The sequence below is a fragment of the Kerstersia sp. genome (assembly GCF_052103615.1).
In the GTDB taxonomy this organism is placed as follows: Bacteria; Pseudomonadota; Gammaproteobacteria; order Burkholderiales; family Burkholderiaceae_B; genus Kerstersia.
In genome coordinates this window covers 1-10,548 of the sequence record NZ_JBQEKA010000105.1, presented here as the reverse complement: position 1 = coordinate 10,548, position 10,548 = coordinate 1, and the positions used below count along the sequence as shown (strand labels likewise).

Here is a 10,548-nt window from a genome sequence, read left to right as displayed (position 1 = left end):
TCGCCGCCGTTGCCGGTGGACGCCCCCGGGAAAGGAGCAATGGCGGTCGGGTGGTTGTGGGTTTCCACCTTCATCAAGGTATGCACGGTGGCTTCGCGGCGGCCATAGGTGTGCTCGCCCAGATCGGCCTGCGCCCCCGGATAGAAGCGCTGCGCCGTGCCGCCTGCCATGATGGCCGCGTTGTCCGAATATGCCACGATAGTGCCCAGCGGCTGTGCGGCGTGCGTGGCGCGGATCATGCCAAACAGGGTCTGCTCGCGCGCCTGGCCGTCGATCACCCAGCTGGCATTGAAAATCTTGTGGCGGCAGTGTTCGCTATTGGCCTGCGCGAACATCATCAGTTCGACGTCGGTGGGGTCACGCCCAAGATCGCCGAAAGACTGCAGCAGATAGTCGATTTCATCATCCGACAGCGCCAAGCCCAGATCCGTATTGGCGCCTTCCAGCGCCGCCCGGCCCTGCTCCAGCACCGGCACGGTCGCCAGGGGCTTGCCTTGCAATTCGGCAAACAGCGCGCTGCCGTCAAAATCGGCATCGACCACGGTTTCTGTCATGCGGTCGTGCAGGCAGGCGGCGACTTGCGCCAGTTGCAGCCCATCCAGCTTGCGTGTTCCCAGCAGACCGCGCTGCAGCGTCAACAGATACCGCACGCCGCGCTCAACGCGCCGCACGCTTTCCACACCGCAATTCTGCAGGATATCCGTCGCCTTGCTGGCCCACGGGGAAATCGTGCCCAGGCGCGGGATCGTGCGTAAGACCAGCACATCTTTGCCGGTTTCCGTACCGCCAACCGGCTTGCCGCCGTTCAGCGCCAGTGCCAGACGTTCGCGGTCGGCATCACCAAGCGGCGTTTCCGCCCAGGCAAAGTGTTCGTAATACGCGGCGACATCGGCCACGGGCAATCCCGCCTGGTGCAGTTGGGCGAGCAGACGCTCGCGACGGAATGCGGACAGGGCGGAGGAACCGGGAATGATAAGAAGCGATGAGGACACGGGGAAATACGCGCTCGGGCAAAAGAGGAGGGAATGGCCGGACCAGGCAGGCCCAGGATAGCCAGCTCGCCGGTGACAGGCAAAACACCCGTCAGCCCCGGCAGGCCAGATGAATCAAGTTTTCGATTTTAACCCAGTGTCCCGCCCGGTAAGCATATGGCAGCAGGAACCGGGACAGAAACGCCACGCACAGGCTCATGCCCGATGCGGCGCGGGCTTATTCAGGGTAGGAAACCTCAACGATATCCAGTTCCTGGATACCGCCAGGCGTGCGCAGCACAATGGTGTCCCCTTCACGTGCCTTGATCAGCGCGCGGGCCACAGGCGAAATCCAGCTGATGCGCCCGGCCAGCGGTTCGGCTTCGTCAACACCCACAATCGTGACGGTTTGGCTTTCGCCTTCCTGATTCTCGTATGTCACGGTCGCGCCGAAAAAGACCTGATCCCGGTTAGGCTGCAGCGCAGGGTCAACAACCTCGGCAATTTCCAGCCGCTTGGTCAGAAAACGCATGCGCCGGTCTATCTCGCGCAAGCGTTTCTTGCCATATAAATAATCCCCGTTTTCGGAACGGTCGCCGTTGGATGCCGCCCAGGATACGATGGAGACGATTTCCGGGCGTTCCACCGTCATCAAGTGCGCCAACTCATCCCGCATGGCCTGAAAGCCCTGCGGCGTCATGTAATTACGCGAACCGGACGGCAGCGCCTGCGCTTCCGGCAGTTCATCGTCATCGTCGCGATCCGTTTCCTTGACGAAAGCCTTATTCATTTCCCACCCTTCTGTTATTCATGCAGACTCCCTGCGGCCAGCACATTGCCGGAGCAATGCCAGGTACCAGGTACCTGGGCTATACCGGGACAACACCGGGACAACACCGAAGCCATACTGCCGCGCCAGGCGGCCCTCAGCACCGCCCCTGCCACGGGCCTAGAACCAACCCTGCCACACGGGCGTCAGGCTGGCCGGTAACGGGGGCAGGCTGCCCAGATCCGCGCGGCTTTCCGCCTTACTGTGAAAGTCAGAACCGCAGGAAGCGCGAAAACCGTAATAACGCGCCACAGACTCATATTGGGCGTACTGTTCCGGGCGGTGGCTGCCCGTCACCACTTCGATGGCTGTGCCGCCGAGATCGCGGAATGTTGAAAACAATCCGTCAAACTGCACCGGGGTATAGCGGTAGCGCCCCGGATGGGCGATGACCGCCACGCCCCCGGCTGCCAGAATCCAGGATACGGCGTCCTCCAGCGTGGCCCACTTCATGGGCACCTGCGCTGGCCCCTCATCCCGCAAATACAGGTCAAAGGCTTCCTGTACCGTTGCCACATGGCCTGCCTGCCAAAGATACCGGGCAAAATGGGTGCGGCTCAGCAGGTTTTCATTCCCGGCCAGCGCCAAGGCGCCTGCATAGGTGCCTTCTATGCCCAACTCGGCGAAACGCCGGCCAATGCGCTCTGCCCGCTCGCTGCGATCGCGCCGAATCTCCTCCAGCCCCTGCACCATGACAGGATGGCTGCGGTCAAAGCCCAGGCCAACAATATGCACGGTATGCCCGGCCCAGGTCACGGAAATTTCCACGCCATTGATAAAGCACATGCCCAGTTCCAGCGCTGCGCTTTCCGCTTCTTCCAGCCCGCACAACTCGTCGTGATCCGTCAAGGACCAGACCTGCACACCATTGGCGGCAGCGCGGCGGGCGACCGCGGCAGGCGCCAGCGCGCCGTCCGAAGCCAGGGAATGGCAGTGCAGATCGAAACATGCCTTGCCGCCGTCACGCAACGGGAAACTGGCGGGCGAGATGCCTGGGGGTCGGTCTTTATTCATAGCGGCCATTTTAGAACGGCATGCCGCAAGAACGCGGCGACACTGGCAATCTGCGTATCATGCAATAGCGAAGGCGCATGCCCCACCCCCTGAAACTCCACGGCCCGGGCGTCACTGCGCGCCGCCAACATGGCTTCCAGCGTGGCTGGCACCAGAATATCGGAATCAGCGCCACGCAAAATTTGTACCGGGCCATCCATCGTTTCATAGCATTGCCACAGCATTTGCTCGGCGGCCGCCTGGCTCATCCCGTCATGAGGCGCCAGCCCGACGGCAATGGCCGGATCATAATTCGGCACCCAGGCGCCGTCCTGCTGAATATAAATATGGCGCGCCAGTTCCCGCCACTGCGCCTCGCTATGTTCGCCATACGGCGCCGCAATCGCCTTCATTTCCGCCACGGCTTCCTCAAAACTGCTGAAGGTGTGGCGCCGCGCCACATAGGAGCCAATACGCATGAGGCCAGCCGTGCCGATATGCGGCCCGACATCATTGAGCACCATCCCCGACAACACGGGCAAAGCCGCTGCTTTGGCCGCGGCGCCCGGGCCCTTGCCTGGTGTGCGCCTGGCGGCCGCCAGCGCCCCCGCAAAGGCCATGCCGATCAGCCCGCCCATGGATGTCCCGACCCAGGCCAGGCGCCGGGCGCGGATACGCGCAAACAAAGTCGTGATGTCCGCCACATACTGGGGCACGGAATAGAACACGGGATTGGCCAGCCAATCCGACTCGCCCCGGCCAGCGATATCCGGGCAGACCACACGAAAATCGTTGGCCAGCGCCCGGGCCAGCGCATCAAAATCACGACCATTGCGGGTCAGGCCATGCACACACAACACCACATCGGTGTTGGCGGGATCACCCCATTCCCAATAGGCCATCCGGTGCATGCCCGCCGGGCTGGCACAGACAACACTTTCCAAACGCGGATGGGACATGGCTGACTCCTGTTGGCAAGGCCGGCAAACAACATGAACGCAGGCGAAAAAACAGCTAACGCTAGCTTCAAACAATAGCGCAAAAGCCTGCCGGCCACACCCCCTTTGCCATTCCCAGGCCTATCTGGCCGGATCCGCCGGCACCGCACGCGCAGGCGCATGCCCGTCAAACGCCGCAGCCGCTGGCTCCTGCCAATAACGGCGGGCTGCCTGCCGTTCCGCCTGAACCGACAGGCCATCCGCCCGGGAATGCGCCACCACGGCGCCATGCTGATCCGAGCGCCAGAACATGGCACCAGCCTCCCGCCAGCGCTGCGCGACAGCCGGATGCGGGTGGCGGTAGCGGTTCCAGGCGCCCATTTGCGCCACCACATGACGCGCGCCGCTGGCCCGCACAAAAGCCGCATCCGACGATGTCGCAGAACCATGGTGCGCGGCTGCCACCCAATCCGCCGCCGCCTCGCCTTTTTCCAGCAATTGCCTTTCCTGGGCCGCGCCGATATCGCCGGTCAGCAACGCCGTGTGATACGCCCCCGTTATTTTCAGAACGCAGCTATCGGCATTCCCGCCACGCCACCAGGCCATGCCCGCTGGCGGCGGGGGGTGCGCAAACCGGAAAGACACCCCATCGCGCTGCCAGCCCTGCCCCTCGGCACACAAGGAAAAAGCGCCGGGCTGCCTGGCCGGATCCAGCGTGCCGCGCCCCAGGCGCGCCTCACGGCGCAAAAAGGCCTGCAAATCAAACGATGCATAACTGCGCCTGACAGGCAATGCGCCCAGCACACTCAGCACGCCGCCAGCGTGGTCGATATCGGCATGCGATACCACCAGTTCTTCCAGCTGGCGCCAGCCCTGCGCGCGTATATAGGGCCAGACAATCCGTTCGCCCGCATCAGCTTGCGGGCCATAGCGCACCCCCGTATCGAAGAGAGTTGCGCCACTGGCTGTTTCCACCAGAATGGCACTTCCCTGCCCGACGTCAATGGCGCTGATGCGCCATTCGCCCTGCGCCAGCCGCGCATGCGCACCGCCCAAGGCAGGCAACATCAGCAGCCAGCCGGCAAAGCGCAACGGCCAACCGGGCGGGCGCAAGGCCCACCACACCCCGAAAAAAGCCAGCAGCAGCCATCCGCTTGCAGGCGCTGCCACATTCAGCAAAGCCCAGGACTGCCGCCCCATCGCCTGTATCGGCCACATCATCGCCTCAAACACGGCATGCGCTGCCAGCACACCGTAGGATGCCGCCCCCGCCAGACCCGGCACCAGATAACACACGGCAGAGAGCACCACCAAAGGCGTCACCACCACGCCGACCACCGGGATTGCCAGCGCGTTGGCCAGCGGCGAAAGCAGCGGCAGTTGCTGGAACAACAGCGCCAATGCGGGCATCAAGGCCAGCGTCACCGCCCATTGCAATGCCGCCGCGCCGCGCGCCGCAGGCCAATACCGCTGCCAAAGTTGCTGCCAATGCTGTTGCCAACGCTGCTGCACTACTCCCCGGCCTTTGTCATGCCTGTCTCGTCTGTCACGCGGGGCCGCCACGCAGGCCATCAGTACCATGACAGCAGCAAAGGAAAGCCAGAACCCCGCCGCGAGCACGGCCCAGGGATCCAGCACCACCACAGCCAAGGCCGCCAAGCCCAGCACATGGGCACCGGACAAGGGCAAGCGCAGCAGCAAGGCGCCCAGGGTCACAGCCAGCATGAAAAATGTCCGCCTTGCCGGCACGCCCCAACCCGCCAGCAGGCAATAAGCGCCCGCCAAAGCCAAGGCCACCAGCGCGCCAACCTGCTGCGCCGGCCAGCGTTCGGCCAGCCCCCGGCCACGCCAGCGCCCCCGCCGCCACAGCCGCATCGCCAGCCAGGCCGCCATGCCCGCCAGCAAAGTGACATGCGACCCGCTGATGGATACCAGATGGGTAATACCCGAGCCATTGAAGATGCGCCAGTCCTGCGCATCCACCCCGGCCTGGTCCCCCAGCGCCAGCGCCACCATGACCGGGCCATAGCGCGCCTGCGCAAGATCCCGCTGCATCTGCCCGCGCAGATACTGCCGCAAGCGCTCGATGTCCACGGCCAGTGGCGTCTCGACAGGGTAATCATCAAGCCGAACGGGTGTCCCGCGCACGCTGCCCAGCGCCCTGACTCCGCGGGCGAACATCAAACCTTCGTAATCGAATAAAAAGGGATTGCGCGTTCCCGCAGGCGGCCGCAACACCATGGCCGCACGCCAGACCTGACCCGGCACCGGTTCCGGCAAACGCGCCGCCAAGGCAGCCTCGGACAGGGCCGCTGCGCCGTACGCCAGCCCCGGCGCCTGCCATGACACCTGTATATGCCCAGGCACGCCGGCAGGCCGCGCCTCCAGGATATCTGCCTCAAAACGCCAGCCGCGTTCAGTGCGCTGCGGCAAGCCTGCCACCCGCATGACCACCCGGCTGACTTCATCAACATTCCCGGCAGCCAGGCGGTCTTCCAGGCGCCATTGCGCTTGCCAGGCCGCCCAGGTCAGCCCCAGCAAACCGCCTGATGCCAGCATGCAGCCCGCCGCCAGCAAGCGATAACCGCGCCAGGCCCTCCACCGCGTCAGCAACCACGGCACGGCCGGGCACAGTACGGCAGCAGCAAGCGCCATATGCCGCCAAACGGCATCGGGTAACTGCGGCAGGCGCTGCAGCACGCAGCAACCCATCACGAATGCCAGCATCCATACGCGCACGCCCATCCCCTCTTTGCCAAGCAGGGGCAGTATCCCGCGCAACCGGGCGGCAGGCGAGCCTGAGCGTGCTTAATCCATCACTGCTGTGGCGCACGCGCCGGAGCCTTGTCTGGCGCCCGCATGCCGCATGCCTCGTGCCGCGCGTCAGGCCAGCAAGCGCCCCAGCCGCGGTAACACCCGCCGTGCCGTGGCGCCAGTTTCTTCCCTGACTATTTCGGGCGTCACGGCGCGCAACTGCGCCAATTCCCTGGCAATAGCCGCGACCTGCGCGGGCGTGTTCCGGCGATCCGGCGGCACCAGCCAGGCCGGCGGAATATCTGGCGCATCAGTTTCCAGCACCAGATGCGCCAGCGGCACAGCGGCTGCCAGGCGGCGGATCTGCAAGGCCCGCGCATAGGTCATGGCCCCGCCTACCCCCAAAGCAAAGCCTTGCTGGATAAACATATCCGCCTGCTGGGCGCTGCCATTGAAGGCATGCGCAATCCCGCCAATCATCGGACGACGGCGCAAATACTTGAGCAGCACATCCTGAGAACGGCGCACATGCAATAAAACGGGCAGCCCCAATTCCTGGGCCATGTCCAGCTGCGCCTGGTAAAAATATTCCTGTCTTTCACGTGCCCGGCCTTCGGCCAGCCCCGGCACGAAAAAATCCAGGCCGATCTCGCCTATGGCGACCAGCCGGGGATCCTCCAAACGGCGCTGCAATTCCTCGCGCAAGTAGCGCAGGTCGTCATCCTCGGACTGGCCGACATAAAGGGGGTGAATCCCGAGCGCATACGCGCCGCCGGGAACGGCATGCGCCAGCCGCCGTACTGCATTGAAATTGAAACGGGCGACAGCCGGTATCACAATGGCTGCCACCCCAGCCGCACCCGCAGCCTGGATGACGGCGCGGCGGTCCGGACGCAATTCGGGCGCATCCAGATGGCAATGGGTGTCGATCAGCATGCCCGCCCCTCCTCGCCCAAGCGCGTGAACGCGCTTTACAGCGCCTCCAGGTGGCCGCCCTTCATCACCAGACGCCTATCGGCGCGAGCGGCAAGTTCCGCATCGTGCGTGACGATGACAAATGCCGTTCCGGATTCCCGGTAGGCGCGCACCAGCACATCAAAGACCTCATCGGCTGTCTGCCGGTCCAGATTGCCGGTAGGCTCATCGGCCAACACGCAAGCCGGCGCGCCAACCAGCGCCCGGGCCAGGGCAACGCGCTGCCGCTCCCCCCCGGATAACTGCCCTGGCGAATGCTCCGCGCGGGCTGCCAGGCCAACCTGAGCCAGCGCGGCCGCTGCCTTTTCCCGCGCCAGTTTGCGCGATTCCCGCCTGACGATCAAAGGCATGGCGACATTGTCCAGCGCGGTGAAACCGGACAGCAGATGGTGGAACTGATACACAAAGCCCAATTTCCGGTTGCGCAAGGCGCTGCGCTCCGTCTCGCTCATGCCGGTGGTTGCGACGCCGCTGACCCGCACCTCTCCCGACGAGGGCGCATCCAGCATGCCCAGCAAATGCAGCAAGGTGCTTTTCCCGGAACCGGATGCGCCGATGATGGCGACCATCTCGCCAGGATAGACATCGAAATTGACGTTTTCCAATACCGGCACGGTCAGGCGGCCATCGGTATAAACCTTGCCCAGCTGACGCGCCGAGAGCACCGGCGCCACGCCTTCACGCGAAGCCGCTCCGGTTTGCGCCATGGCGCTTTCCTGAATTTCAATGCTCATTGCGCAACACCTCCGCCGGTTGCAGGCGCGACGCGCGCCAGCTGGGATACAAGGTCGCCAGCAAGGACAAAACCAGCGAGCACGCGCCGATCAGGGCGATATCCCCTATCCGGGGCTGCGAGGGCAGACTGCTGATGAAATAGACCTGTTGCGGTATGAAATGCACTCCCAGCAAATTCTCGATGGCCGGCACAATGGCTTCCAGGTTATAGGCCAGCAAGGCGCCCAGGCCTACGCCCAGCAAGGTGCCTGCGGTGCCGATCAAGGCCCCCTGAACCAGGAAGATGCGGGCGATTTCACGCGGGGTCGCGCCATACGTGCGCAAAATGGCAATTTCCGAACGCTTGTCCTTGACCGCCATCACCAGCGATGACAGCAGATTGAACGCGGCAACCGCGATGATCAGCATCAGGATCAGGAACATCATGCGCTTTTCTGTTTTGACCGCCGCAAACCACACGCGGTTGTTCTGCGACCAGTCGCTGGCAATGACTTGCCCGCGCAGCTGATCCTGCAATTGCGCGGCGACTTCCGGCGCTTTTTCCATATCCGCAATCCGCAGGCGCACGCCGGAGACGGCGTTCTCGCGGAATACCTTGGCGGCATCTTCCGCATTCACGAAAGCCAGGCTGGAGTCGTACTCATAATGCCCGGACTCAAACACCCCGACCAGACGGAACTGGCGCATGCGCGGCGAAAACCCTGCCGGGCTCACGCTGCCCTCGGGCGCCATCAGAATAATGGGCTGGCCGAGCTTCAGGCCCATGCTGTCTGCCAGCGCCGTCCCCAATACCAGCCCATAGCTGCCAGGCTTCAAATCTTCCAGTGAACCGCTGACCATCTGTTTGGGCAGATCGGACACCTGCCCTTCCTCGGCAGGATCCACGCCGCTGATCTTGACGCCGCGCAGTGTTTTGCCCCTGACCAGCATGGCCTGCGACGACACAAAAGGCGCCGCGCCGCGGACGGCGGGATGCTCGCGCGCCTCCTGCGCCCAATATTGCCAGCCATCCAGCGGATTATCCGACGCGGCGCGCGGCACATAGAGTTCAATGTGCGGCAACACCGACAACATGCGATCACGCACCTGCGACTGAAATCCGTTCATGACGGAAAGCACGACGATCAGCGCTGCCACGCCCAGACCGATGCCGCCCATGGCACTGACCGCCACAAACGAAACAAATCCGTCTCGTTGCGCGCCTATGCCGGCCTGCTGGCGCCAGGCCGCGAACGGATCGCCGCGGCGCCCCGGCAGCAGGCGCCACAACAGGCCCAGCAACCACAGCACGCCCGTGCGGCGCAAGGTCTGGAACGCGATCCGTGACAGGTCTGCATAGCGCAGGCCAATCCAGATCTCATACGGAAGGGGTTTATGCGGTTTCGACATTCGCGCCATTTTATGCGGTTTCCCGCCGCGCGCTGCGTCCATCTGCGCAAGTCTCGCACTACAATCCATTTCCATGTCTATCCTGATCCCTGGTGCCCTGCCGGATAGCGCCATCGCCCCGGCGCTGGCGGAAGAACTTGAAAAGACCACGCCACGCTTGGTCGAACTGTTCCGGCGTGCCAAAGCGGCGCCCGAATCCCTGCCCCCTGCGTTGACTGGCTGTACGCCGGAGGAAGTCTGCCGGCTGCGTGCCGAAGGCTTCCAGCCGGCTGCCGACGATGCCTGGGCCAGCGGCCTGGGGCCATTGCTGCATCCCGAAGTGAGCGGCGCGCAGTCGGTCTGGCTGGCAGAATTCGCGCATATTGCAATGGGCACCGATCAGGTCAATCTGATCGCGCTGCCCGACCTACATATCAGCGCCGAAGAAGATGCCGAGCTGTCGCTGGCCGCAGGCGACATTCTGATGCAGCATGGCCTGGCCGCGCAGATGCTGCTGCCCGGCCGCTGGGTGCTGCGCGACGAACAAGGCTTGCTGACGCAAGCCCGCAGCGCCAGCCCGGCGACTGTCGCCCGCGATGGTTTACTGGGCTGGTGGAACCACGACCCGGCGCTGCGCCCCTGGCGCCGCGTGCTCAATGAAATCCAGATGGCCTGGCATGAGCACCCGGTGAACGAGGCGCGCCTTGAGCGCGGCCTGGCGCCGGTCAATGGCCTCTGGCTCTATGGCGGCGCCTCGCCCTGGGCCCGCCCGCCAGGCAGCCGTCCGGTCCTGTGGCCGGAATTGCAGGAAGCCGCCCTGGAAGAAGACTGGGGCCGCTGGCTGCAACAAATCAAACAGCTGGAAACCCGGTTGTCGCCCTGGCTGGCGCAACCCGGCAATACCCCCCCCCTGATACTGACAGGCCGCGGCCGCCGGGTGGCCCGGCACCTGGCCCCCCGCCCCGGGGGGCGCGCGGGGCGGGGG

8 protein-coding genes and 1 pseudogene are annotated in these 10,548 nt (G+C 64.4%); 1 reads left to right on the top strand and 8 read right to left on the bottom strand.

What is annotated here, in order from left to right; all coding sequences use genetic code 11:
- The 8 genes and pseudogenes from ACTJGZ_RS14765 to ACTJGZ_RS14730 form a co-directional block, all read right to left on the bottom strand.
- Positions 1–992: pseudogene (locus ACTJGZ_RS14765) on the bottom strand (phosphoribosylformylglycinamidine synthase); the annotation flags it as partial.
- 217 nt (positions 993–1,209) lie between these two features.
- Positions 1,210–1,761, bottom strand: a complete 552-nt coding sequence (greB, locus tag ACTJGZ_RS14760; RefSeq protein WP_441663663.1) for a transcription elongation factor GreB — start codon at positions 1,759–1,761, stop codon at positions 1,210–1,212.
- 159 nt (positions 1,762–1,920) lie between these two features.
- A complete protein-coding gene (locus ACTJGZ_RS14755; RefSeq protein ID WP_441663662.1) occupies positions 1,921–2,814 on the bottom strand; it encodes a PHP domain-containing protein in 894 nt (297 codons plus the stop codon).
- Positions 2,811–3,752, bottom strand: a complete 942-nt coding sequence (locus ACTJGZ_RS14750) for an alpha/beta fold hydrolase (RefSeq protein WP_441663661.1) — start codon at positions 3,750–3,752, stop codon at positions 2,811–2,813. The genes ACTJGZ_RS14755 and ACTJGZ_RS14750 overlap by 4 nt, the downstream gene beginning before the upstream one ends.
- 120 nt (positions 3,753–3,872) lie before the next feature.
- Positions 3,873–6,476, bottom strand: a complete 2,604-nt coding sequence (locus ACTJGZ_RS14745) for a DNA internalization-related competence protein ComEC/Rec2 (protein WP_441663660.1) — start codon at positions 6,474–6,476, stop codon at positions 3,873–3,875.
- Between the two features lie 138 nt (positions 6,477–6,614).
- Positions 6,615–7,421: a TatD family hydrolase gene (locus ACTJGZ_RS14740; RefSeq protein ID WP_441663659.1), complete on the bottom strand. Its 807-nt coding sequence runs from the start codon at positions 7,419–7,421 to the stop codon at positions 6,615–6,617.
- A 35-nt stretch (positions 7,422–7,456) separates the two neighbouring features.
- Positions 7,457–8,167, bottom strand: coding sequence for an ABC transporter ATP-binding protein (locus tag ACTJGZ_RS14735; protein ID WP_441663664.1), 711 nt, complete (start codon positions 8,165–8,167; stop codon positions 7,457–7,459).
- Between the two features lie 16 nt (positions 8,168–8,183).
- Positions 8,184–9,584: a lipoprotein-releasing ABC transporter permease subunit gene (locus ACTJGZ_RS14730; RefSeq protein ID WP_441663658.1), complete on the bottom strand. Its 1,401-nt coding sequence runs from the start codon at positions 9,582–9,584 to the stop codon at positions 8,184–8,186.
- 73 nt (positions 9,585–9,657) lie between these two features.
- Between ACTJGZ_RS14730 and ACTJGZ_RS14725 the strand changes: the two genes are divergently transcribed.
- Positions 9,658–10,548, top strand: an 891-nt coding sequence (locus ACTJGZ_RS14725) for a hypothetical protein (protein WP_441663657.1), incomplete at its 3' end; no start/stop codon positions are given.